Origin of the sequence: Pseudomonas syringae pv. tomato str. DC3000, assembly GCF_000007805.1 — a bacterium.
GTDB lineage: Bacteria > Pseudomonadota > Gammaproteobacteria > Pseudomonadales > Pseudomonadaceae > Aquipseudomonas > Aquipseudomonas avellanae.
Genome location: NC_004578.1, coordinates 4,413,010 through 4,437,942, shown reverse-complemented (window position 1 = coordinate 4,437,942; position 24,933 = coordinate 4,413,010). Strand labels below are relative to the sequence as shown.

The 24,933-nt window shown below is 58.9% G+C and carries 23 protein-coding genes; 10 read left to right on the top strand and 13 right to left on the bottom strand.

Translation table 11 applies throughout. From position 1 onward, the window contains the following. Positions 1–14: 14 nt before the first annotated feature. The 4 genes from PSPTO_RS20320 (at position 15) to PSPTO_RS20305 (ending at position 4,291) form a co-directional block, all read left to right on the top strand. On the top strand, positions 15–1,658 hold the full coding sequence (locus PSPTO_RS20320) for a phosphoethanolamine transferase (RefSeq protein ID WP_011104785.1): 1,644 nt from the start codon (positions 15–17) through the stop codon (positions 1,656–1,658). 206 nt (positions 1,659–1,864) lie between these two features. Beyond that, a complete protein-coding gene (gene rnd, locus PSPTO_RS20315) occupies positions 1,865–2,998 on the top strand; it encodes a ribonuclease D (RefSeq protein ID WP_011104784.1) in 1,134 nt (377 codons plus the stop codon). Beyond that, the gene (locus tag PSPTO_RS20310) at positions 2,995–3,288 is read left to right on the top strand and encodes a YcgL domain-containing protein (RefSeq protein WP_003379038.1); all 294 of its coding nucleotides are present in this window, start codon (positions 2,995–2,997) and stop codon (positions 3,286–3,288) included. The genes rnd and PSPTO_RS20310 overlap by 4 nt, the downstream gene beginning before the upstream one ends. Positions 3,289–3,358: 70 nt before the next feature. Further along, positions 3,359–4,291, top strand: coding sequence for a D-2-hydroxyacid dehydrogenase (locus tag PSPTO_RS20305; RefSeq protein WP_011104783.1), 933 nt, complete (start codon positions 3,359–3,361; stop codon positions 4,289–4,291). Between the two features lie 75 nt (positions 4,292–4,366). Here PSPTO_RS20305 and PSPTO_RS20300 read toward each other — a convergent pair whose 3' ends face one another. After that, complete coding sequence (locus PSPTO_RS20300; RefSeq protein ID WP_005770403.1) at positions 4,367–4,960, bottom strand: nitroreductase family protein; 594 nt, start codon at positions 4,958–4,960, stop codon at positions 4,367–4,369. A 211-nt stretch (positions 4,961–5,171) separates the two neighbouring features. Between PSPTO_RS20300 and PSPTO_RS20295 the strand changes: the two genes are divergently transcribed. Continuing rightward, the gene (locus tag PSPTO_RS20295) at positions 5,172–5,621 is read left to right on the top strand and encodes a YcgN family cysteine cluster protein (protein ID WP_005619852.1); all 450 of its coding nucleotides are present in this window, start codon (positions 5,172–5,174) and stop codon (positions 5,619–5,621) included. Between the two features lie 4 nt (positions 5,622–5,625). Here the strand turns inward: PSPTO_RS20295 and PSPTO_RS20290 are convergent, their stop codons facing one another. From PSPTO_RS20290 to PSPTO_RS20260, 7 genes are all read right to left on the bottom strand, one after another. Next, complete coding sequence (locus PSPTO_RS20290; protein ID WP_011104782.1) at positions 5,626–6,006, bottom strand: YgaP family membrane protein; 381 nt, start codon at positions 6,004–6,006, stop codon at positions 5,626–5,628. 108 nt (positions 6,007–6,114) lie between these two features. Further along, positions 6,115–6,612 (bottom strand): RNA methyltransferase, encoded by a 498-nt coding sequence (locus PSPTO_RS20285; RefSeq protein ID WP_007245794.1) that lies wholly within the window; start codon positions 6,610–6,612, stop codon positions 6,115–6,117. Between the two features lie 72 nt (positions 6,613–6,684). After that, positions 6,685–7,554: a copper resistance protein B gene (locus PSPTO_RS20280; protein WP_044392483.1), complete on the bottom strand. Its 870-nt coding sequence runs from the start codon at positions 7,552–7,554 to the stop codon at positions 6,685–6,687. Positions 7,555–7,565: 11 nt separating this feature from the next. Then, positions 7,566–9,335: a copper resistance system multicopper oxidase gene (locus PSPTO_RS20275; RefSeq protein WP_011104780.1), complete on the bottom strand. Its 1,770-nt coding sequence runs from the start codon at positions 9,333–9,335 to the stop codon at positions 7,566–7,568. Positions 9,336–9,630: 295 nt separating this feature from the next. Further along, complete coding sequence (locus PSPTO_RS20270; RefSeq protein ID WP_002552611.1) at positions 9,631–10,005, bottom strand: YajD family HNH nuclease; 375 nt, start codon at positions 10,003–10,005, stop codon at positions 9,631–9,633. 65 nt (positions 10,006–10,070) lie between these two features. Beyond that, entirely contained in the window at positions 10,071–10,547 is a 477-nt protein-coding gene (locus PSPTO_RS20265; protein WP_007245797.1) for a cyclic nucleotide-binding domain-containing protein, read from the bottom strand. Positions 10,548–10,631: 84 nt separating this feature from the next. After that, positions 10,632–12,689 carry a S9 family peptidase gene (locus PSPTO_RS20260; protein WP_011104778.1) on the bottom strand — a complete coding sequence of 686 codons (2,058 nt, stop codon included), beginning with the start codon at positions 12,687–12,689 and terminating at the stop codon, positions 10,632–10,634. Between the two features lie 132 nt (positions 12,690–12,821). Between PSPTO_RS20260 and PSPTO_RS20255 the strand changes: the two genes are divergently transcribed. From PSPTO_RS20255 to PSPTO_RS20245, 3 genes are all read left to right on the top strand, one after another. After that, entirely contained in the window at positions 12,822–13,298 is a 477-nt protein-coding gene (locus PSPTO_RS20255) for a hypothetical protein (RefSeq protein ID WP_005770416.1), read from the top strand. Positions 13,299–13,374: 76 nt separating this feature from the next. After that, positions 13,375–14,163: a class II glutamine amidotransferase gene (locus PSPTO_RS20250; RefSeq protein WP_005619831.1), complete on the top strand. Its 789-nt coding sequence runs from the start codon at positions 13,375–13,377 to the stop codon at positions 14,161–14,163. Between the two features lie 46 nt (positions 14,164–14,209). Then, positions 14,210–14,734: a DUF2937 family protein gene (locus PSPTO_RS20245; RefSeq protein ID WP_011104777.1), complete on the top strand. Its 525-nt coding sequence runs from the start codon at positions 14,210–14,212 to the stop codon at positions 14,732–14,734. A 32-nt stretch (positions 14,735–14,766) separates the two neighbouring features. Here the strand turns inward: PSPTO_RS20245 and PSPTO_RS20240 are convergent, their stop codons facing one another. The 4 genes from PSPTO_RS20240 to PSPTO_RS20225 form a co-directional block, all read right to left on the bottom strand. Continuing rightward, a complete protein-coding gene (locus PSPTO_RS20240) occupies positions 14,767–15,483 on the bottom strand; it encodes a WbqC family protein (protein ID WP_046463459.1) in 717 nt (238 codons plus the stop codon). Between the two features lie 201 nt (positions 15,484–15,684). Beyond that, on the bottom strand, positions 15,685–16,863 hold the full coding sequence (locus PSPTO_RS20235; protein ID WP_007245801.1) for a vWA domain-containing protein: 1,179 nt from the start codon (positions 16,861–16,863) through the stop codon (positions 15,685–15,687). 39 nt (positions 16,864–16,902) lie between these two features. After that, complete coding sequence (locus PSPTO_RS20230) at positions 16,903–17,748, bottom strand: AAA family ATPase (protein WP_005770425.1); 846 nt, start codon at positions 17,746–17,748, stop codon at positions 16,903–16,905. Between the two features lie 337 nt (positions 17,749–18,085). Next, on the bottom strand, positions 18,086–19,156 hold the full coding sequence (locus PSPTO_RS20225; RefSeq protein ID WP_011104774.1) for a DUF748 domain-containing protein: 1,071 nt from the start codon (positions 19,154–19,156) through the stop codon (positions 18,086–18,088). A gap of 127 nt (positions 19,157–19,283) precedes the next feature. On the opposite strand from PSPTO_RS20225, the gene cysK reads away from it, so the two are divergent. Next, positions 19,284–20,258, top strand: a complete 975-nt coding sequence (gene cysK / locus PSPTO_RS20220; protein WP_007245803.1) for a cysteine synthase A — start codon at positions 19,284–19,286, stop codon at positions 20,256–20,258. 177 nt (positions 20,259–20,435) lie between these two features. Then, positions 20,436–21,374, top strand: a complete 939-nt coding sequence (locus tag PSPTO_RS20215; RefSeq protein WP_003383332.1) for an aspartyl/asparaginyl beta-hydroxylase domain-containing protein — start codon at positions 20,436–20,438, stop codon at positions 21,372–21,374. A gap of 55 nt (positions 21,375–21,429) precedes the next feature. Here the strand turns inward: PSPTO_RS20215 and PSPTO_RS20210 are convergent, their stop codons facing one another. Further along, the gene (locus PSPTO_RS20210) at positions 21,430–24,903 is read right to left on the bottom strand and encodes a hybrid sensor histidine kinase/response regulator (protein WP_005770431.1); all 3,474 of its coding nucleotides are present in this window, start codon (positions 24,901–24,903) and stop codon (positions 21,430–21,432) included. Positions 24,904–24,933 lie beyond the last annotated feature (30 nt).

Below are 24,933 nucleotides of genomic sequence, written 5' to 3'. Positions count from 1 at the left end.
ATAAGTAGATCACGATGCCGATAATGAGAACTGTTCGCCCAGAGGTTGTAACTCTATTTGTCAGCGGTTTACTGTTGTTGGGCTTCAATATCAATCTGTGGCAGCATTTATTCGCAATTACCAGTGGCGATGGCAAAGGCCTGGCCATGCGCTTTGCCTTCGGCTTGATGATTTTCTGTGTATTCAATATTTTTTTGACGCTGTTGGCGTTCCGTCGTGTGTTTAAACCTGTGGTGATCTTTCTGTTTATGGTCAGCGCCAGTGTGGTTTATTTCATGACCGAATACGGCGTCATGATTGACGCCGGTATGTTCCGAAACTTTGCCGAAACCAACGTGACTGAAGTTCAGGGGCTGTTGTCTTTGAAACTGGTCGTGTACATCGCTTTGTTGGGTGTGCTGCCGTCGCTGATTCTGTGGAAACTGCCGATCAGTTATCGCCGCTGGCACCTGGAGCTGTTCAGCAAGCTGGTGGTTATTGTGGTCTGTAGTGTGGCCATCGGCGGCGTGGCATTGGCGAACTATCAGGGGTTGTCCTCGTTGTTTCGCAATCACCACGAATTGCGTCTGATGGTCGTGCCGAGCAACTACATGGGTGCCTCGATCGGCTACCTGAGCGAACAGGTCATCTCGGCACAGCGCCCATTCGTCAAGATTGGCGAAGACGCCAAACGCTCGCCGGACTGGGCCACGCATGCCCGCAAATCACTGACGGTGCTGGTCGTGGGCGAGAGCGCCCGGGCGGAAAACTTCGGGATCCTGGGTTATGGTCGCAATACCACGCCTAACTTGAACAAAGAGAACGGGCTGGTCGCGTTTACCGATGTTTATTCATGCGGTACTGAAACAGCGGTGTCGGTGCCTTGCATGTTTTCCAACATGGGGCGCAAGAACTACAACGCAACCAAGGCCCGTAATCAGGAAGGCTTGCTTGATGTGCTGAAACATGCGGGTATAGAAGTGGCGTGGCGTGACAATCAGTCGGGTTGCAAAGGCACCTGTGACAGGGTGACGTTCCAGGACGTGAGCAATCTCACGGACCCGCTGCTATGCAACAGTCATGAATGCCGGGATGAGATCCTGTTGCAAAACCTGCAGGGCTTTATCGACAGTCTCGACAAGGACACCGTTCTTGTCCTGCACCAGATGGGCAGTCACGGGCCGGAATATTACAAGCGCTACCCAAAAGAGTTTGAAAAGTTTACCCCGGTGTGTGAAAGCAATGCGCTGAACAATTGCAGCCGGGACAGCATCGTCAATGCCTACGACAATACGTTGCTGTATACCGACCATGTGCTGTCCACACTGATTGACCTGTTGCGCAGTAATCAGGCCAAGGTTGATACGGCAATGGTGTACCTGTCGGATCATGGCGAATCCCTTGGCGAGTACAACTTGTTCCTGCACGGCACCCCCTATGTACTGGCGCCAGATCAACAGAAGCATGTGCCCATGCTGATCTGGTTGTCCGATACCTATCAGAAGTCTTTCGCCGTCACGCCGGACTGTCTTGCCAAACAGCGCAACGCGCCACTGAGCCAGGACAATCTTTTTCACTCCATGCTCGGCCTGTTGAAAGTCGATACCAAGGTCTATGACCCGAGTCTGGATATGTTTGCCGGGTGCCGTAGTGAGCTGGCGGCGGCTGACAAGCAATGACGGGTGGGCTGCGCTCAAGCTAGCGACACAACGTCAACTGACGCTCGTGCCAATGCCCGTATTGGCACGAGCGTCATCATTTTTTGTCAGGCAACCCCTCGCTGTTGCCTGTCATTTGCATGAAGATGCGCCAGACCAGGACGACAGGCGCGCGATAATCTCCCGTCACGATATATACTGCGCGCCATTGTTGAAGGGAGAGCCGTGTGGCCATCGATATTCACTGGATTCGCGACGACGACAGCCTCGCCCGGCATTGCGCACAATGGCAGTCGCTGCCTTTTGTCGCGCTCGACACCGAGTTTATGCGGGTCGACACGTTTTACCCGATCGCAGCGTTGCTGCAGATTGGCGACGGGCAAAGCGCCTGGCTGATTGATCCGTTGCTGATCAACGACTGGGCACCTCTGTCTGCGCTGCTCGAAAACCCCGCTGTCATCAAAGTGGTGCATGCGTGCAGCGAAGACCTCGAAGTCTTGCTGCGCCTGACTGGCAGCCTGCCGGTTCCGTTGTTTGATACCCAATTGGCAGCCGCGTACCTGAATCTCGGTTTTTCCATGGGCTATTCGCGTCTGGTGCAGGAGGTCCTTAATATCGATCTGCCCAAGGGCGAAACCCGTTCCGACTGGCTGCAACGCCCGCTGTCGGACACCCAGATCAGCTACGCCGCCGAAGATGCCGTGCACCTTGCCGAGCTGTTCGCCATCCTGCGTCCGCGTTTGTCAGACGACAAATACGCCTGGTTGCTGGATGACGGTGCTGAGCTGGTCGCCAATCTGCGCCGCGAAGTCGACCCGTACGAGGTGTATCGCGACGCCAAGCTGGCCTGGAAGCTGTCACGTGCCCAACTGGCGGTGCTGCGTGAACTCTGCGCCTGGCGCGAGGTTCAGGCCCGCGCCCGTAATTTGCCGCGCAACCGCATCATACGTGAGCACTCGCTCTGGCCATTGGCCAAAACGCAGCCCGACAACCTCGGCGCGCTGGCCCGTATCGAAGACATGCACCCGCGCACGGTCCGTCACGACGGCGAGTTTTTGCTGGAGCTGATTCAGACCGCAGCCAGTGTGCCGGCAGCAGAATGGCCGCCGGCATTGCCCGAGCCTTTGCCGGTGGATGCTGCCGGGTCGATCAAACGCCTGCGCGCAATCGGTCAGCAGTACGCCGAGCAACTGGATATGACGCCAGAGCTGATGCTGCGCAAGAAGACCCTCGAAGCGCTGCTCAAGAGCGGCTACCCCGACGGTCCTTACCAATTGCCCGATTCGCTGCGTGGCTGGCGTCGCGAATTGATGGGCCAGGCGCTGCTGGACAGCCTGGCTTCCTCTGGAGAACAGTCTTGAAGCGTATCTGCTCGATTTATCGCAGCCCGAAAAGAAACGAGATGTACCTTTACGTCTTGAAGAGCGACGTCCTCAAGCGCGTGCCGCCAGAGCTGCTGGTGGCGTTCGGCAAACCGGTTCATGCATTTGATCTGGTGCTGAGCCCCGAGCGTGCGCTGTCGCGCGAAGATATCAATGCGGTGCTGAAGAACCTCGACAGCCAGGGCTATCACTTGCAGATGCCTCCCGCTGAAGATGAATACATCGAGCATTTGCCCGAAGAGCTGCTGCGCCGCAACGACCCCATGTGATCGTTGCTCCGTTGTAAAGCGGTCCACATTCGCCGTGGGTTGCCTGTCCTGTTTTTAAGGTTTTTGAAACATGCGCGTTCTGATTGCCGAGCACGATTACCTCGTTTACACCCAATTGTTGCGCAAGGCTGCGCCTGACCTGGAAGTCTTGAGCACCGGCGACTCTGCCGAGCTATCGCGGCTGGCCAGCGACTGCCCGATCTGGCTGGGGCAGCCGGACCTGATGGCCAATCTGCTGCGCCAGGGGCACAAGCCACAATGGCTGCAATCCACTTGGGCGGGGATCACGCCACTGCTGGCCGACGGCCTGTCGCAGGATTATCGCCTGACGCGTGCCGTAGGGATTTTCGGTCAGGTCATGGCCGAATTCGTTTTGACCTACATGCTCGGTCATGAGCGTGAGGTGCTGGCGCGCCTGATGAGTCAGGTCGAGCGCAAGTGGGACAGTCGCATTGGTCAGAGCCTGGCAGGTCGCAAGGTACTGATCGTCGGTGCCGGTGATATCGGCCGTCGCGTTGCCGAGTTTCTGTTGCCATTCGGTGTGCAGGTCTACGGCGTGGCATCCACGGCGCGAACCCAGGCGCCTTTCATCGAAGTAACCGCGTTGTCGGACATGTCGCGTCTGATAGGCGACATGGACTACGTCATCAATCTGTTGCCCAACACGCCGGATACCCACGATCTGTATAACGCGAAGCTGTTCGCCAGCTTCAAGCCAACGGCGTTGTTCATCAACGTCGGGCGCGGTGTGGCGGTGGTGGATGCGGACCTGGTTGAAGCCTTGCGGGTGGGGCATCTGGCGGGGGCGATCATTGATGTCTGCCGTCAAGAGCCTTTGCCGCAGCGTCATCCGTTCTGGACCGCATACGGTCTGCTGTTGACCGGTCACAGTTCGGCGCCGACATCGCCGGTGGCCATGACCGAGCTTTTCGTCGATAACCTGAAAGCTTTTCAGGATGGGGAAGCACTGCGCGGCGAAGTGGATTTCTCGCGAGGTTACTGAAGCCGTTGTCAGCGAGCCGATGCGTCAAGCATCGGCTCGCAGGTTTCACGTATGGAAACGTGCAGGAAAAGTCAGTTACAGCGAAAAATCACCCTCAGCCGCCAGTTCGTCCAGCGGTTTGCGCGGGCTCGGGACTTCGCGGCCTTGCAGGTATTCCGGCAGCGTCGACTTGTCACCCAGCTTGCCGATGGCCACGGCGGCATGCAGTGCATAGCCCTCTGGAATATTCAGCTCCTTGCGTGTCAGCTCCTGATCGAAACCGGCCATACCGTGGGTATGCCAGCCGCTCAGGCTCGCCTGCAGCGCCAGATAACCCCACGCCGATCCGGTGTCGAAGGTGTGCCACAGCGCCGGCCCTTCTTCGGTCGCGCCGGGGGCGGTGAAGGTGGTTTTGGAAATGACGATGACCAGTGCTGCCGCGTGCTGCGCCCAGTTACGGTTGAACTCGTTCAGCAGGCCCAGGTAGCGTTCCCAATTCGGCGTGTCGCGGCGCGCATACAAAAAACGCCAGGGTTGCGAGTTATAGGCCGAAGGTGCCCAGCGGGCGGCTTCAAAAAAGCTCAGCAGGGTTTCCTGCTCGATGCTTTCGCCGCTGAACGCGCGTGGCGACCAGCGTTCGGTGAATTGCGGGTCAATCGGGTGATCGGCGATGCGCGGGTTTGAGCTCATGAGAATCCTTGATAGCGAAGGGTGGAAAACGAGCGTGGCTTGATGGGCCGTGGTCGGCAGGCATCGCTTGAACGCACTGGAAACCCGTCAACGCTACTGTTTTGCCTTCTGGCTGACAAGTCCTGACTACCGACAGTCGCAAGTGCTTGGCCCGCACCCGTTGTGCCTCTAGACTGGCGGCCTTTTCATTACTGATACCGTTGCCCGAATCATGGCCGCTAAAGTTGAACCCTTCTGGATTCGCAAGACCCTTGACCAACTCGACACGCAAGAGTGGGAGTCGCTCTGCGACGGTTGTGGTCTGTGCTGCCTGCAGAAACTGGAAGATGAAGAAGACAACAGCGTTTACTACACGCGCATTGCCTGCAAGCTGCTGGATCTGAAAACCTGCCAGTGCTCTGACTACGCCAACCGTCGCGCATCGGTGCCGGACTGTATTCAGCTGACGCCGGGTCAGGCAGATGAGTTCAAATGGTTACCGCCGACCTGTGGCTATCGGCTGGTCAGTGAGGGCAAGGACTTGCCACTCTGGCACCATCTGGTGTGTGGTGATCGCACGGCGGTGCATCACGAACGTATCTCCCAGTCCGGCCGCATGCTCAGCGAGAAGAATGTGGCCGAGGACGACTGGGAGGATTACCTGATCTTTCGCGCAGGTTGAACGCTTAAACGACCGGCTTTGGCTCGGTCAGCGCTTCCACGCCTTTGACGGCGGCTTTCTTCACGGCGTTTTCAGCGTCGTTTTTCAGGTTGCTTAACTCGGCACCCGCACGTTCGATCGTCGAACGTGCGCTGTTCAGGTCGCTGCGGCCTTTTTCTACCAGGCTCTTGGCGGCGCAATGGCCGCTGATGCCACGGGCTAGCACTGCGCCGCCGATAGCCAGCTGGATCAGGCCCAGAAAACCGCCACGACGTACGCCTTTGCCCATCATCAGTACGCCGCCAGCCAGCGAGCCAATGCGCTCCCAGCCCTGGACGTTCTGATCAGGATTACGCTGCAGCAGTTCAGGTGTGTCGATGCGTTCGATAATCGGGGTGTCGCGCATGTTGGCTCTCCATGAGGCAGTAGGTCGCAGGTAGTGGGTAATAAGTAGTCACCCGGTCCAGAGAAACTGACTGTCCGCCTGCGACACAGGTTCAATGCTTTTCTGTTATCAGTCGCTGGCCGGGCCAACTTTCTCGCGACCGAACTGCGGCCCTGAACGGGTATTGATGCCTTTGGCCATGCGGTCATAAAGCACGACGTTGACGGTGGCTGCCAGATTCATGCAGCCCTCGGTCGGGATGTAGACCACGTCTTCGCACCAGTCGCGGATCTCCTGGTCCAGCGAGCCGTCTTCCGGGCCGAAGATATACAGCGCGCGATCCGGGTGTGTGTATTCCGGCAGCGCGCGGGCACCTTCCACCAGTTCGACGGCAACCGGGATGCAGCCCAGTGGCAGAATGCTCTTGAGGTCCTCGATGCCGATCAGCGGGATATCCTGATGGATTTTCTTGGTGTCGGTGATGAAGTCCCGGGCACGCTCGTAGCGCTTACCGGTATAGAACACCGACGCCACGCCATAGCAGCCTGCGGCACGCATCACTGAACCGACGTTTTCCGGGGACTTGGGGTTATAAAGACCGATGCAGGCGTACCGTTTGTTGGCCACGGGGAGGGAGCTCTGGAGAAAACCGGGGATTATACGGCAGCGTCAGATCAATGCCATTTCCAATTCCGACGCTCAGAACCACAGGCGCAAACCCACGACAAGACGCGCCTGGGCAACATCCTCATCGTCTTCGCGTGCGTAATCAGCAGTCTTGCCGTAGGAACGATTCCAGGTCACGCCCACGTAAGGCGCAAATTGCGGTGTGATTTCATAGCGCAGCCGCAGACCGAACTCACTGGTCGACAGGCCCGAGCCGTTGCCGCGTTGCGGGTCGTTCTTGCCGTAGAAGTTCAGTTCGCCAGTGGGTTGAAGGATCAGGTCATTGGTCAACAACAGGTCGTAGTCGGCTTCCAGACGCGCTGCCGTCTGCCCGGCGTCGCCAATGAATGCCGTGGCTTCAACGTCGAGATCCGAAATCGCCTGCCCTTGCAGGCCGAAAGCCGCCCAAGTCTGTGGCGCGCCCGGTTTGAAGTCCTGTCGTGCTCCGGCCACCACGTCCCACGACGAGCTGACGGCATGGCCCCATAACGCCTGGACTTCTGCCTCTTCGGTTTTGCCGTTGGTGCGTTCGCCTTCGGAGCGCAGCAGCAAGCGGTCGATATCACCGCCAATCCAGCCGGACAGGTCCCAGGCCAGCGCGCTGCCGTCGTTTGCGTCCTGCCATTCCAGCTTGTCGGCCACAAAGTAACTGTTGATGGCGCTGTCGTGGACCTGATGCCCGCTATGGCTGGTGTACACCGCAGCCCGGTCCGCGTCGGTGACGGGCGGGATCGGCGTTCGGCTCTGCGCCGGGGCGTCGCTGCTGGCGCCCATGGGCATCGAGTGGCTGCCATGATCCATACCTTCCATTCCGGCAGCCAGCGCGGGTGCCCAGGGTGTCATGGCCAGGCCTGCAGCCAACAGCAGGGTTGGCAGGCGGGACGAATTGCGCGATCCATTCAACGGTAAAGTCCTCATTCTTCCACCCGCACTTCGCGGAACATACCCATTTCCATGTGGTACAGCATATGACAGTGATACGCCCAACGGCCCAGAGCATCAGCGGTGACGCGGTAGCTGCGGCGTGACCCCGGGGGCATGTCGATGGTGTGTTTGCGCACCATGAACTGACCGTTTTCGTCTTCCAGATCGCTCCACATGCCGTGCAGGTGAATGGGGTGAGTCATCATCGTGTCGTTGACCAGCACGATACGCACCCGCTCGCCGTACTTGAGCATCAGTGGCTTGGCGTCGGAGAACTTCACGCCATCGAACGACCAGGCGAATTTTTCCATGTGCCCGGTCAGGTGCAGTTCGATTGTCCGGCTCGGCTCACGGCCGTCCGGGTCCTCGAAGGTGCTGCGCAGGTCGGCGTAGGTCAGGACCTTACGGCCGTTGTCCCGAAGGCCGATGCCCGGATCATTGAGTTTTGCCGACGTGCTCATGGCCTGCATATCGACCAGCGGATTATTCCTTTCGCTGTCCGGGTGCGACTGCATGACCGGTGCTTCTTGCATCGGCATCGTGCCGTGGTCCATGCCGGGCATCGAGTCATGGTCCATCTTGCTGTGGTCCATACCGTCCATTGCCGGCTTGGCGCTGTGGTTCATGCTGCCGTGATCCATGCCCGCCATGCCCATGTCGTCCATGCTCAGCAGCGGACGCGGGTCGAGAGGCGGGACCTCGGCCTGCATGCCGGGCCTGCTGGTTAAAGTGCCTCGGGCAAAGCCGGTGCGGTCCATCGATTGGGCGAACAGCGTGTAGGCACCGTCAGCCGGCTCGACGATCACGTCGAATGTCTCTGCCACCGCGATCCGCAGTTCATCGACAACCACCGGTTTGATGTGCAGGCCGTCGCTGGCGACCACGGTCATCTTCAGGCCGGGAATGCGCACATCGAAATAGGTCATCGACGAGCCGTTGATAAAGCGCAGGCGAATCTGCTCGCCGGGTTTGAACAGCCCGGTCCAGTTCATGTTTGGCGCCTGGCCGTTCATCAGGTAGGTGTAGGTTGCGCCGCTGACGTCCGCCAGATCAGTCGGGTTCATCTTCATCTGCGCCCACATCCAGCGCTCGGCGGTGGTCGCGCTCCAGCCTTTTTCGCCGACGTCGTTGATGAAGTCGCCGACGGTGCGCTTGTTATTGTTGTAGTAGTCCGACTGTTTCTTGAGCTTTTTCATCACCCGGGCCGGGTCTTCGTCTGCCCAGTCGGTGAGCATGACCACGTGCTCGCGCTCGTAGGTGAACGGCTCGGGTTCTTTGGCGTCGATCACCAGTGGCCCATAGACGCCCGACTGCTCCTGAAAACCTGAATGGCTGTGATACCAATACGTGCCGTGCTGCCTGACTTTGAAGCGATAGACATACATGCCGTCGGGCGCAATGCCATCAAAGCTCAGCCCCGGCACGCCGTCCATGTTGGCCGGCAGGATGATGCCGTGCCAGTGAATGGAGGTGGTTTCGTCGAGGCGGTTTTTTACCCGCAGGGTGACAGTGTCGCCCTCGCGCCAGCGCAACAATGGGCCTGGAATGCCGCCGTTGATAGTCATCGCGGTTCTGGCATTGCCGGTGATATTGACCTGGGTTTCGCCGATGGTCAGGTCGAACTCGGTGCCGGACAACCCGTCAGGCTGGCCCGGATTGGGGAGTGCCCACGCCGGGCTGCGCCAGAGCCCCAGCCCACTCAGAATACTGCTGGCGGCAAGCCCTTTCACGAAGGTGCGTCTTGATGTTCGGGTGGGCATGGCGAGGTATCCGGTCAGTCGGTTCATTTCGGGCCGGCAAGCGGGGTGCTTGGGCGGGGCGATTCCGTCGAGGGCGGGGCAGCGGGTTTTTGGGGCATGCTGGAGGTTTCGTGGGAGAGGCCGGGCGAGCGCAGTCACAAAATGTAGGTGTCAGAACCATTGTCTTCGCTGACAAGTCAGCTCCCACTTTGAAGTGCGTTCAGCCTCAGCTTTCCTTCGGTCACTCTTCTTCATCACAAGGTGCGTTCAGCCTTGACTCAGCCATTCTTCATCACAAAAGGCGTTCAGCGTCCCGTCACTCGTCCTTCTTCATCAAACCTGCCAGCGCGGCAAACGGGTTATGCGTGGCCTTGGCGGTTTTCGGCGTGCTTAGCGAACCGTCGGCGAAGTATTGCTGGTCGGTGTAACGCGAGTGCTCGTTGTCGTGGCAATACAGGCACAGCAGCTCCCAGTTGGAGCCGTCCTGCGGATTGTTGTCATGGTTGTGGTCGCGGTGATGCACTGTCAGTTCGCTGAGGCGTTTGCCGGCAAACTCGCGGGCACAACGGCCGCACACGTGCGGGTACATGCGCAATGCCTTGTCGCGGTAACCCATTTCGCGGTCGCGCTGGGCGTCGGCCAGAATGCGGTCCAGCTTGGCAGTATGGGAAGGAGGGTTGGCCGTGCTCATGGTGTCACCTGTGCGTGTGCGCATTGAAAGCGGAATGGGGCAAGTTTAGCGCCAGATGGGCAAACTCACACCTGCTGCGAAAGTAATTGGCCGTCGACCATGCGCAAGCGCTTGGACAGCGAGATGGCCAGGGCGCGAATGATCTTGGCGGCGATTTTCGGCGCATCGTCGAGCATCTTGTCCAGCGAGTCGCGCCCCAGATTCAGTAACTGGCAACTGGTGGCCGCAATACAGCTGGCCGAGCGACGTTCGCCATCCAGTACGGCCATCTCCCCGAATGCACGTCCGCGGCGCAGCACGGCGATCTCCACCTGTTGACCGTCACCGGCCAGTTTCTGCACCGATACGCTGCCCTGATGGATGATGCACATGAAGGTCCCGGCATCGCCTTCGGCAAAGATGGTTTCGCCTTTTTCGATATCGGTGATGCTGAAGTACCCGGCCACAGTGACAAAGTCACCGGGCAGCAAGGTGTCGAACAGGCCGCAGTCCAGCAGCATGTCGCGTATGGCGTGGTTCAGGTTGGACAGGGGTTCTGACATGGTCTGTTCTTGTAATCCGGTGACGAAGGAGGGCAGATCCGTGCCCCCCGATGCTATTAAGACAGGTGTTTCACACCAAGTTCATCAGGCTATCTGCAATACCTTGAAGATAAAAGCGTACTCCAGTGCCACATCACGCAAGCCCTGATAACGACCACTCATGCCACCGTGCCCGGCACCCAGTTCGGTCTTGAGCAGCAGCAGATTGTCGTCCGTCTTGCGATCGCGCAGGCGGGCGACCCATTTGGCGGCTTCCCAGTACTGCACGCGGCTGTCGTTGTAACCGGCGATGACCAGCATGGCCGGGTACGCCTGAGCACTGACGTTCTCATAAGGCGCGTAAGCCTTGATGCGCTCATAAACGTCCGGTTCCTGCGGATTGCCCCATTCGTCGTACTCGGTGACGGTTAGCGGCAGGTCCGGGTCGAGCATGGTGTTCAGCACGTCCAAAAACGGCACTTCGGCAATCGCCGCCTTGAACAGCTCCGGGCGCTGGTTGAGTACCGCACCGATCAACAGGCCACCGGCGCTGCCACCGCTGATTACCAGTTGTTCGGCGCTGGTCAGGCCTTGGGCGATCACATGTTCGGCGCAGGCAATGAAATCGCCGAAGGTGTTCTGTTTGTGTTCCTGTTTGCCGTCGCGATACCAGGCCTCCCCCAGTTCGCCGCCGCCACGCACATGCGCGATGGCAAAGGCCACGCCACGGTCAAGCAGGCTCAGGCGCGCGTGGGAAAACCACGGGTCCAGGCTCTCGCCGTAGGCACCGTAGCCATACAGGTACAGCGGGGTCGCCTTGCCGACCAGCTCGCGCTTGACCACCAGGCTGATCGGCACCTGCGTGCCGTCGCTGGCCGTGGCCCACAACCGCTGGCTGACGTAGGCATCGGCGTCGAACGTGCCCAGCACTGGCGTTTCTTTGAGCACCACTTGCTCGCCAGTGGCCAGGGTGAGTTGGCGTACCTGCGCGGGGCGGTTCAACGACTGATAGCGCAGACGAATCCTGTCGCTGTCGAACTCCAGCGTGTCCTGCACATAAAGGCTGTAGGCAGCATCTGGCAACTGCACGCGATAGGCAGACAGACCTTGCGGGCGCACTTCGATGATCGGCAAGCCACCTTCGCGCAGGCTCAGGCTCAAGCCCCTGGCGTTGAGGCTCAGGCCTTCAAGCATCACCTGTTCGTCGTGCGCCACCAGCGTGTGCCAGTCATCGCGACCCGGAACGCCGCCGGTTTTTTCCGCTGCGTGATACAGCGCGAAGTTGATGCCGCTCTGGTTGCTGCGAATGAACCAGCTCCAGACGCCCTCGAGCAGGCCGTGGTCCGGATAATATTCGTGGCCTTCAACGCGCGGCGCCAGGCAGGTAAAAGCCTGCTCGGGATGATCGGCGTCCAGTACCCAGGCTTCACTGGTGGTCTTGCTATTGAGCAGAATGACCAGTTGACGCTCGGAGCTGGTACGGAAGCAATGCAGGAAGAATCGACCGTCCGGCTCGTCGAACACCAACTCGGCCGAGGCCTCGCCAAGCCTGTGGCGATGCAGCCTGCCGGGGCGATGGGTTTCGTCCAGCTCGCCGAAAAACAGGGTCTGGCTGTCGTTAGCCCAGGTCATGCTGCCGTCACAGTCTTCAAACGGCAGGCTGCTGATCTGACCGGTGCTCAGTTCCTTGACGTAAAGCTGATACACCTCGTCGCCACTTGTGTCCAGGCTGTAAGCCAGACGCTGATGATCGGGGCTGATACTGAACGCGCCCAGCGAAAAGAAGCCGCCATCGGCCATTGCGTTCGGGTCCAGGAGCAGTTCTTCGCGGCTTTCATCCACCGTGTTGGAGTCGTCGGCCGGACGCGGGCAACGGTAGTGCCGGGCGTACTCGTCACCTTCGGCGGTGCGCGTGTAGTACAGGTACGGACCCCAAGGGGAGGGCAGTGACAGGTCGGTTTCAAGAATGCGGCCCTTGATCTCCTGAAACAGGCTTTCGCGCAGCCCGGTCTGATCCGCCAGTTGCTGTTCTTGCCAGGCGTTTTCAGCCTTGAGGTAGTCGAGCACCTCGTCGGTATCGCGATTCTGCAGCCAGGCGTAAGGGTCGGGACCGTCGGCCTTGCGAGCAATCGGGGCGCTGGAGGTTGCATTCGAAAAGGACATGCTGGGCTCTCTGTAAAGGCATCAAACCGGAAAATATCGGTACACGCTGAACTGATTACTGAAGCGAGGCAAGCCGCGTCAGGCAAAAGCCGTTATCATAAGCGCCTCTTTACCTGCCTTTCCACGGACGTCATGACCGAAAACGACTATCTGATCGCCTGGAGCGTCTACGCCTTCGCTGCGTTGGGTTGCCTGCTGGTATGGTTCCTGATGACCCGCTGGATGTGGCGTTATCTCAAGGAACCATTGCGGGTGGCGGTCGCGGTGTTGCTGTTTACGCCGACCATGGTTGACCCCGTCAAGGACTTGATGGCGCCGGCAGTGGCTGTGAGTGCACTTGACCTGATGTTCAAGGTTGGCAGCAATGTCTGGACCGCTGTGTCGGACCTGGCCATGTACGGCATGTTCGCCTTCGGTGCGTACTTGCTGTTCGTGCTCATCCGCTGGCCGATCGAGCGCAACCGTAAGGCGCGTCAGCCTCAGCCGGTCGCGCAGCCTGTTGAAACAGACCCCGCTGACGAGCCGTTCGCCGATGACGATCGTTACGCCCGCAAGACCACGGCACCTGTCCCTCCGGTCAGAGGTGCGCGGGTAGAGCCGCGACTGTAGACCCCGCTTCGTTGGTATGTGCCGCCGCGTGCGGCACGCGACCTGCCGCAAAACGTCTTGAAGCGAGAACCTGAGCATGTGTGAATTATTGGGCATGAGCGCCAATGTCCCGACCGATATCGTTTTCAGCTTTACCGGGCTTATGCAGCGGGGCGGACGTACCGGCCCGCACCGCGACGGCTGGGGCATTGCCTTCTACGAGGGCCGTGGCCTGCGCCTGTTTCAGGACCCGGCCGCCAGCAGCGAGTCAGAAGTCGCGCAGTTGGTGCAGCGTTATCCCATCAAGAGCGAAGTGGTGATTGGCCATATCCGCCAGGCCAACGTCGGCAAGGTCTGCCTGTCCAACACCCATCCTTTCGTGCGTGAACTCTGGGGCCGCAACTGGTGCTTTGCACACAACGGCCAACTGGCGGATTTCGCCCCCGCTGCCACGTTTTATCGGCCGGTGGGCGATACCGACAGCGAAGCGGCATTCTGCGACCTGCTCAATCGCGTTCGTGAAGCCTTTCCCGAGCCGGTTGAAGTCGAACAATTACTGCCCTCACTGATACAGGCCTGCACCGAATACCGTAGTAAAGGCGTGTTCAACTGCCTGTTGAGCGACGGTGACTGGTTGTTCTGCTTTTGCAGTACCAAACTGGTGCAGATCACCCGCCGCGCGCCGTTCGGGCCGGCAAGGTTGAAAGATGTCGACGTGATTGTCGATTTTCAGGCAGAAACAACGCCGCACGACGTGGTCACAGTTATTGCCACCGAACCTTTGACCGAGAACGAAAACTGGAACCGCTACGAGCCGGGCCAGTGGAGCCTGTGGCGCAAGGGTGAGTGCGTGGCGAGTGGTTCGGTCGAAACGGCGGCGCAGTAAAGGCGCCTTCACGGGCATACAGGATAAAAAAAGAAGAGGGATATTGATGCTGCGAAGTTATCTGCGATTGGTCCTGTTCACAACGGGCCTGCTGTTCGGGGTACAGGTTCCCGGTTTCATCAGTGATTACAGCAAGCGCGTCGAAGCGCACCTGATCGAGGCGCAACAGGCGGTCAAAGGCTATACCGCGACTGCGCAGCAGTTCTTCAAAGGCGATATACAGGCGTTGATCCAGCACTATCGCAGCAGCGAAGACCCTGTTTTTCGAGCTGATGCGGACAACATCGATACGTTGATGAACCGTACTCATATTCTTGAGCGCCAGTGGCTCGGACTTCAAGGCCCTTGGTATTCCAAGGCCCTGTACGTCGCCACGTCTTCCGACCCGGATATTCGCCGTGAAACGTTCAACGGCTATACGTGGCAGGTGTTGCTGGCACCCGAGGTCATTGCCTGGGGCATTATCAGTGCACTGCTGCTGGCACTGGTGATCGAAAGCTTTGTACTGTTGCTCGGCTGGGTCGTTCACGGCGGTCGGCGCAAGCCACAGCTTGAGCGCGACTGGCGCTGATTGCAGGTAAAGGCTGTTGTCACCCGGACGGCTTATATGACCGTCCGTGTTTCATCGCGCAGATAGGCAAGCACTGTTTGAGGCGCGTTCCACATCAGCACATCGATAATCGAAAGGTTCTCGACATAGTTCATGGGGGCTGTGGAATAACTGAATGACGCCGGTTCGAGAAACCTCAATTCAATGCCTCTTGCCTGCCAGTCAGCCGGCGTGAAAATGTCACGTCCACCTGTGGCATTAACGTACTGACGAGCCTCCAGCACGGTGCTTATTTCAAGTGCCCACTGGCCTGCATGTTCAATGGGCGGCAGGTCAAGGTTCATTGCCGCACAACTTTGCCAGTCAAAGCTCATGCCCAGATAGTCGCAGACCACCCGCAGGCCGCGCGTGTTGAGTTCACTCAGGTGGGTGGAGGGTGTGCCCAGTGTCTGGTCAACCAACTGCAAGGTTTCCCGAAAGTAGGGTGCCTTGCTTCGATAGTGCTCAAGCTGGCTCCTGATTCGCTGGTGAGCTCTGGCCAGGTCGATAAGGGTTGCGTCCTTGATCAATGCGCCCTCGCGGGCACAGACCGGAACGTTGATGTATTGCCAGTCGCCTTTACTGTCCAGTACCCGATTGCGGTTCATCCAGCTTTTGCGTTTGTATTTGACGATGTCAAAGACAATCCCGCGCTCAACGGCTGCAATGAGCTGGAAGTAACCGATGTAGGGAAAGAAATAAGGCTGCATGATCCCGAGCGTTTCGTTCATAAGTAACCCGCGAAGTCGCGACGGTTGCTCAGGCAAAACGATGGAGTAACTGCAACACTATCTACTCAATCAGCACATCTCCGTCTGATTGGTGGTCTGGAACTGTCAGCGTAGTTCGGGGTTCTGGAATGTTCGTGCTGGTGGTCGGGTCGTACGGGCCAGTCGATGACCGGCTTATACGTTATTGGACGCACGCCTGGTTCACTTCGCCAGGTAGCGCATACCGTCTTCCAGACCTTGCAGAGTCAACGGGTACATGTGTTGCTCAATCAAGTCGCGCACAATATGGGTGGACGTGGTGTAGTCCCAGGCGTCCTTGGGGTAGGGATTGATCCAGATGACTTTCTTGAACTTGGCCATGAAGCGTTGCATCCACACATAGCCTGCTTCTTCATTCCAGTGTTCGACGCTGCCGCCGGGCTGGGTGATTTCGTAAGGTGCCATCGACGCGTCGCCAATAAAAATCACTTTGTAGTCCGCGCCGTACTTGTGCAGCAAATCCTGGGTGGCGGTGCGCTCCGAGCCACGGCGCAGGTTGTTCTTCCACACGGTTTCATAGATGAAATTATGAAAGTAGAAGTACTCCATGTGCTTGAACTCGGTCTTGCAGGCCGAGAACAGCTCTTCACAGACCTTGACGTGCGAATCCATCGAGCCGCCGATGTCGAACAGCAACAATAACTTGATGGTGTTGCGCCGCTCGGGGCGCATCTGAATATTCAGCAGGCCGGCATCGCGTGCGGTGTGGTCGATGGTGCCGTCGATATCCAGTTCGTCTGCCGCCCCCTGGCGGGCAAACTTGCGCAGCCGCCGCAGGGCGACCTTGATGTTGCGTGTACCCAGGTCAACCTGATCGTCCAGATTCTTGTACTCGCGCTGATCCCAGACCTTGACCGCCTTGCCCTTGCGTTCCCCGGCGTCGCCGACGCGAATGCCTTCCGGGTTATAACCGCCCGAGCCGAACGGGCTGGTGCCGCCGGTGCCGATCCACTTGTTGCCACCGGCGTGGCGTTCCTTCTGCTCCTCCAGGCGCTTCTTGAACTCATCGATAAGCTTGTCCAGGCCACCCAGCGACTGGATTTGCGCGCGCTCTTCGTCGCTCAGCGAGCGCTCGAATTCCTTGCGCAGCCAGTCTTCCGGGATCAGCGCCTGCAAGTGATCGTCGAGCTTTTCCAGACCGTTGAAGTAGGCACCGAAGGCGCGGTCGAACTTGTCGAAATGGCGCTCGTCCTTGACCAGAATCGTGCGTGCAAGAAAGTAGAACTCATCGATGTCGGCAAAGATAACCCGCTGTTTCAGGGCATTGATCAGGTCCAGCAGTTCACGCAGAGACACCGGCACCTTGGCCGCGCGCATTTCGTTGAACAGGTTGAGCAGCATGGCTGTCGCCCTTTTACGTGGCAGGGTGGATAAAGACGATCAACGATTGCCGCGACGGCTCATGAAGGCCAGGCGTTCCAGCAGGTGCACGTCCTGCTCGTTCTTGATCAGCGCCCCGGCCAGCGGCGGTATCGCCTTGGTCGGATCGCGCTCGCGCAGCACCGCTTCACCGATGTTGTCGGCCATCAGCAGTTTCAGCCAGTCCACCAGTTCGGACGTCGAGGGCTTCTTTTTCAGGCCGGGCACTTTGCGCACGTCGAAAAAGACGTCCAGTGCTTCGCTGACCAGGTCTTTCTTGATGTTCGGGTAATGCACATCGACGATGCGCTGCAGAGTTGCCCGGTCCGGGAAGGCGATGTAGTGGAAGAAGCAGCGACGCAGGAAGGCGTCCGGCAATTCCTTCTCGTTATTGGAGGTAATGATGATGATCGGGCGCTTTTTGGCTTTGATCGTTTCATCGATTTCGTAAACGTAGAACTCCATCTTGTCGAGTTCCTGCAACAGGTCGTTGGGGAACTCGATGTCGGCCTTGTCGATCTCGTCGATCAGCAGAATCACCCGCTCATCGGACTCGAACGCCTCCCACAGCTTGCCTTTTTTAAGGTAATTGCGCACATCGTGGACCTTGTCGACGCCCAGTTGCGAGTCGCGCAGACGGCTCACGGCATCGTATTCGTAGAGGCCCTGATGCGCCTTGGTGGTGGACTTGATATGCCAGGTGATCAACCGTGCGCCGAAGGACTCGGCCAGTTGCTCGGCCAGCATGGTCTTGCCGGTGCCGGGCTCACCTTTTACCAGCAGTGGGCGCTCCAGCGTGATCGCCGCGTTGACTGCCAGCTTGAGATCGTCAGTGGCGACGTATGCCGGGGTGCCTTCGAACTTCATGATCAATCCTTATCGTTTGGGAATGCCCAGCCTGTCGGCGCTGACAACGTAACAGGGGCAGGAGATGCGCGGACTATAACGTGGCTGCCGGACGACTGTGAATGCAGGCGCCTTATTCAGTTCTTGAATGGTGCGTCACGCTGTGACCGGGTAAAAATTGTAACGCTGCTTCTGGTATGGCTGATTTTGGCGATACTGTTCGCGTACGGCTGGAGCGTCGAATGGCCTGAACTGGACATCCAGATAGGCGCGGATACTTTGGTTTCCTGCAGTTAAGTCAACGCCGCCCCGATGAAAACAAGTGGGTTTTCATCAGTTGGCGCGTTTGAGAAAACCACTAGCCCCCCTTACTGCTCTCATACCGCGCATTGAACGCCTGCACGAACGCATTGCGCAGAATCTGCAGAAACGCCTGGAAGCCGCTGATGTCCTGCTGGTGGACGCTGCCGCTCAGGTCGACTCGGGTGGCGAACTGGTTTTCGCGCTGGTTTTTCAGCACTGTTTCGCTGGTGCCGACCAGCGCTTCCCAGATCGAGCGGAAGACGCCTTTGTCCTTGTTTTGCACATCCTGCTGCCAATTGAACACATCGACATTTCGCAACAGCGGTTTAATGTAGCCGCTGAGCTGGCCTTTGTTGGCTTGCGCCTCGATCACGACGTCGCCGTCACCGGCATTGAAGTCGAATTTGGCGTAGGCCGAAGAGAAGTCATTGAGCTTCTTGAGCTGAATGCCGGTAGCCCGAAGGCGGAAGTCAAAGTCCTCGAAATTGCTGAACGGGTCGAACCTGGCCGTGCTTTCCAGATCGGCATGGCCCAGCAAGCGCGCCTTGCCTTTGAACTCGGCATCGCGGTTGCCCTCGACGTTCACCACATTGGTCAGGTTATAAAAGCTGGCATTGACCTGATCCGCCTCGATTTTCACCTTGGGCGTGGAGTTGAAATTGTTGAAGGTGATGCGCCCATTGTCGATCCGCAGTTCGTTGAGGGTAATGGGCAACAGCTTGTTCATCTGGGTACGCCAGTCAGTGCCCTGACCGGTCTGCGAGGCCTGCTTGTTGTTGCCACCGTCGACAAAGTTGATCTGCGGGTTGGTGAACAGTGCCTTTGCCACTACGGCATGGTCATACCAGAGCGAATGCCAGCTGACGGCCAGCTCGATCATCGGCGCGTCGAAGAACGGCACCGGAACCTTGCCGTCGGTCTTGACGATTTTCAGGCCCTTGATCCGGTAGGCGCCTCGCCACAGTGCCAGATCCACGTCGGTCACCTCGCCCCGGTACTCGCCCATGTCTGCCAGCTTGTCGTTGAGATAGTCGCGTACCACGTAGGGCAGGGCGATATTGATAGCGATCAGCAGCACGACCAGAGCGGCCAGCGTCCATAGCGGCCAGCTGTAGCGACGTTTCATGACACGAGTCTCCTGTTTCAATGAAAGGATTGACTGCACGCGCGGGCATCCGTTCGGTCAGACTGGACGCCCAAAGGCTGGCGGCATAGGCTTTGGTTCTTTAACCGATGTGCACAAGGACACCCTCATGAGCCGTATCTACGCTGATAACGCCCATTCCATCGGGAACACACCGCTGGTGCAGATCAACCGTATCGCGCCGCGCGGTGTCACCATTCTGGCCAAGATCGAAGGGCGTAATCCGGGCTATTCCGTCAAGTGTCGGATCGGCGCCAACATGATCTGGGACGCTGAAGCCAGCGGCAGGCTCAAGCCCGGCATGACCATTGTCGAACCCACCTCTGGCAACACCGGGATCGGTCTGGCATTCGTTGCCGCCGCTCGCGGTTACAAACTGATGCTGACCATGCCCGCTTCCATGAGCATAGAACGTCGCAAGGTGCTCAAGGCGCTGGGGGCTGAATTGGTGTTGACCGAGCCAGCCAAGGGGATGAAAGGCGCGATTGCCAAGGCCGAAGAGTTGCTGGCTGGCGATCCCGAGACATTTTTCATGCCTGCCCAATTCGACAACCCGGCCAACCCGGCCATCCACGAGAAAACGACCGGCCCCGAAATCTGGGCTGATACCGACGGCACCATCGACGTGCTGGTAGCCGGCGTCGGGACGGGCGGGACTATCACCGGTATTTCCCGATATATCAAGCACACAGCGGGTAAGCCGATCCTGTCGGTCGCGGTAGAACCCGACAGTTCGCCGATCATCACCCAAGCCATGGCCGGTGAAGAAATCACGCCTGCTCCGCACAAGATTCAGGGCATCGGCGCGGGCTTCATTCCGAAAAACCTCGACCTGTCGATTGTTGACCGGGTAGAACGCGTCACCGACGATGAGTCCAAGGCGATGGCCAGGCGCTTGATGCAGGAAGAGGGCATCCTGTGCGGAATCTCCTGCGGCGCAGCAATGGCGGCTGCCGTTCGTCTGGCTGAAAAGCCGGAAATGCAGGGCAAGACTATCGTCGTTATTCTCCCAGACTCCGGCGAGCGTTACCTGTCGAGCATGCTGTTCAGCGATCTTTTCACTGACCAGGAGCTATCGCAGTAACACATCTTCGCACCTGTGTACTTCATGCGGGCAGCGCAAGGGTTTATGATGGCCACCTTGCCAGACGCTGGACGATTCTCTCTGTTCGCCCGGCGCTTGTGGCCCCCTATTCAGAATCCTGCATCAGTACTGCCCGCGTGACGTTTGGCGTTATCTGCCTGCTTCAAGGAGAGCTTCATGACCTTTTCATTTGTTGCCAAGGCATCGATCCTGATGCTGTTCCTCGGCAGCACGCTTTACGTTCACTTGCGCGGTCGGGCTCGTTTGCCCCTGTTGCGGCAGTTCGTCAATCATTCGGCATTGTTCGCGCCTTACAACGCCCTGATGTATCTGTTTTCCCGCGTACCGTCCGAGCCGTATCTGGACCGCAGCAAGTTTCCTGAGCTGGATATCCTCAAGGACAACTGGGAAGCCATCCGCGACGAAGCCATGCACCTGTTCGATGAAGGCTATATTCGTGCGGCCGAAAAAAACAACGACGCCGGTTTCGGTTCGTTCTTCAAGAAGGGCTGGAAGCGTTTCTACCTGAAATGGTATGACAAGGCATTGCCGTCTGCCGAAGCGCTGTGTCCCAAGACCGTCGAACTGGTCAACAGTATTCCCAACGTGAAGGGTGCAATGTTTGCCTTGTTGCCAGGCGATAGCCACCTCAACCCGCACCGCGATCCGTTTGCCGGCTCCCTGCGTTATCACCTGGGCCTGTCTACCCCGAACTCCGATGCCTGCCGGATCTTTGTCGATGGCAAGGAGTACGCCTGGCGCGACGGTGAGGACGTCATGTTCGATGAGACCTACGTGCACTGGGTCAAGAATGAAACCACCCAGACCCGGGTGATTCTGTTCTGCGACATCGAGCGTCCGCTCACCAACCGCTTCATGACCCGGATAAACCGCAGCGTCAGCGCCTTTCTGGGGCGCGCGACGGCACCGCAGAATCTGGATGACGAGCGTGTCGGCGGGATCAATCAGGCGTATGCGTTCAGCAAGCGTTTCAGCGACGGTTTCAGTGGCAAGGTCAAACAGTTCAAGCGCGCCAACCCCAAGGCCTATCGCGTCTTGCGCCCGGTGCTGGCCGTGGTGGTGCTGACATTGCTGGGTTACTGGTTGTTTGGTTAAGTAGCAGCTTTGATGCGGTTGTTCGCTGTCCCGGCGAACAACCGTAAGCCCTTTCTCAGTCCAGATTCACATGCCGGCTCAACAGTGCTCGCAGCGCTGCTGGCTTGACCGGCTTGGGCAGGTAATCGAGCCCGGCGGCATGCACCTGAGCAATCAGCTCCGGCCTGCCGTCGGCGCTGATCAACACGCCCGGCACCGGTTGACCCAGACGGGTGCGTAGCCAGGCCATCAGTTCTGTGCCGGTTTCACCCTCATCGAGGTGGTAATCCACCAGCGCAATCTGTGGCCGCACGCCATTGTTCAGCAGCGCTTCGCACTCCTGACGATTGCGGGCGGTCCAGACCTGGCAGCCCCAGCGAGTCAGCAGGCTGTTCATGCCGATCAGGATGCTGTCTTCGTTGTCGATGCACAGCACTTGCGTACCGTTCAGTGCGGGTCGGCTGACTTCGGTCTGCAGTACCGGCATCGGTGCCTGCGCGGCGGCCAGCGGCACCCGCACGCTGAACACGCTGCCCTTGCCGGTCCAGGAGCGCACCTGCAACGGGTGCTCGAGAATGCGGCACAAGCCATCGGCAATCGCCAGCCCCAGGCCCAGCCCCTTGGCTGCATGGGTCTTGTGGCTGTCGAGGCGCTTGAACTCCTCGAATATCACTTTGCGCTTGTCTTCGGGAATCCCCGGCCCACGGTCCCAGACTTCAAGGCTCAGGCTGTCGCCGCAACGCCTGACGCCCAGCAGAATCGGTCCTTTGGCATAGCGGAAGGCGTTGGTAAGGAAGTTCTGCAGGATCCGACGCAGCAGCTTGATGTCACTGTCGATGCGCAGCGAGCTGCCCCGCACGCGGAATTTCAAACCCTGCTCCTGAGCCAGCGCCTTGAACTCGGCACCCAGCGTGTCATACAACACGTTGAGCGAAAATGGCTGGCAGTCCGGGGTGATCTTGCCGTTTTCCAGGCGGGATATATCCAGCAGGTCGCTGATCAGGTCCTCGGCAGAACGCAGCGAGCTGTCCAGGTGCTGCACCAGTTGCTGCGCTTCACTGGAAATGTCGTCCTGCTGATGCGACAGCGCAGCGGAAAACAGCCGTGCCGCATTCAACGGCTGCATCAGGTCATGGCTGACCGCTGCCAGAAAACGGGTTTTCGATTCATTGGCCGCTTCGGCAGTGCCCTTTGCTTCGGTCAGCGCCTGATTGAGCTGCGACAGCTCGTGGGTACGGGCGGCCACGCGCTGTTCAAGGCTCTCATTGACGCCTTTGAGCGCCTGCTCCGCTGCGCGGAACTCGGTAATGTCGGTGAAGCTCATGACAAAGCCGCCGCCCGGCATCGGGTTGCCGATCAGTTCAATTACCTGACCATTGGGGAACAGGCGTTCGGAAGTATGAGCACGGCCCTGGCGCATCCAGTGCAGGCGCCGCGCCACGTGAACTTCCGCCTCCCCAGGCCCGCACAGCCCGCGCTCGGCGTTATAGCGAATGATGTCGGCAATCGGCCGACCAACGCTGATCAGGCCTTCGGGGTAATTGAACAGTTCCAGATAACGACGATTCCAGGCCACCAGCCGCAACGACTGATCGACCACACTTATGCCCTGGGTAATGTTCTCGATGGCGCCTTGCAGCAATGCACGGTTGAATTGCAGGACTTCGGAAGCCTCATCGGCGATGCGCACCACGTCTTCAAGTTGCATGTCACGGCCTTCGATGGCCGCCTTGACCACGGCGCGGGTCGACGACGTGCCCAGTACGCCCGCCAGCAGGCGTTCGGTGTGCGCGATCCATTCACCGTCGGCATTGAGGCTGGGGTTGAAGCCCTTGCCCTGCCGGTAGGCGAAGCGAATAAAGCTCTGGCGTGCCCGGTCTTCACCGACGAAGCGTGCCGAAAGGCTCAGCAGGTCTTCGATTTGCACCGACAGTAGCGGGCGGCTGTAGTCACGGCCCTGGGTTTCCTGACCGATGAAGCGACCCGCCTGCCAGTGCTCGGAAACGCGGGTGCGCGACAACATCGACACCCAGGCGAACAGCGTGCAGTTACCGGCCATCGACAGCACCACGCCTTGCGTCATGGGCGAAATGGGCAAGTCGAACGGGTTGCTGTGCAGCCATTCCAGCAGCGGAAAAGTGCTCAGCGACCAGCCCATGCCATGCGCTGCCACCGGCAGCACGAGGGTGTAGAACCAGATGAATATCCCTGCCGCCAGCCCCGCAAACACGCCACGACGATTGGCCTGCTTCCAGTACAGCGCGCCGAACATGGCCGGTGCCAGTTGAGTGATCGCGGCAAAGGCGATCTGGCCGATGGTGGCCAGGCTCGCGGTCGAGCCCAGCATCCGGTAACTGACATAGGCCAGCAGCAGGATCATCACAATGCTGATGCGCCTTACCGAGAGCATCCAGTAACGAAACGCTTCAAACGGCCGTTCGGTGTTCTTGCGGCGCAGCAGCCACGGCAGCAGCATGTCGTTGGAAATCATTGTCGACAGCGCCACGCAGGCCACAATCACCATGCCGGTTGCCGCCGAAGCTCCACCAATAAAGGCCAGCAGCGCCAGTGACGGGTGAGCATGCGCCAGCGGAAGGCTGATCACGAACGAATCGGGCAGCATGGAGGCAGGCAACAACATTTGCCCGGCCAGCGCTATCGGCACCACGAACAATGCCGCCAGCGCCAGGTAGGCAGGAAACACCCACTTCGCCAGATTGAGGTCCTGAGGCTCGATGTTTTCGACCACTGTGACGTGAAACTGCCGCGGCAGGCAGACGATGGCCATCATTGCCACGCCGGTCTGCACGAACATCGACGGCCAGTTGATCGTGTCTTGCCAGTATTCCTCAAGACGCGGCGCGAGTTTGGCCTGATTGAACAGATCATCGAAGCCGTCATACAGACCGAACGTGACGAACACGCCAACCGCCATGAACGCGAACAACTTGACCAGCGCTTCAAAGGCGATGGCCAGAACCATGCCACGATGGTGTTCGGTGACGTCCAGGTTGCGCGCACCGAAGACGATGGTGAACAGCGCCAGAATCAGCGACACCACCAGCGCCGTATCCTGGGCGCGGGTGCCGGTGGAGTCCGCCACCGCACCGATCAAAATATTCACGCCCAGCACGATGCCTTTCAACTGCAGGGCGATATACGGCAGCATGCCGATCAGGCAGATCAGCGCCACCATCACCGCCAGAGACTGGGACTTGCCATAGCGCGCCGCGATGAAGTCAGCAATGGAGGTGATGTTTTCCTGCTTGCTGATCAGCACCATCTTTTGCAGCACCCAGGGCGCCAGCACCATCAGCACAATCGGCCCCAGATAAATCGGCAGGAACGACCACAACTGTTCGGCGGCCTGACCCACCGCGCCGAAAAACGTCCAACTGGTGCAATAGACGGCCAGCGACAGGCTGTACACCCAGGCGCGCATGGTCGGGCGCAGCGATGCGCTGTAGCGGTCGCCATAGAAAGCGATCGCGAACATGATGGCCATATAGGACAAGGCAACGGCCGCAATCAGCCCGCTGGACAGCGACATATCGAATTCCACACCGTATCAATAGCGCGC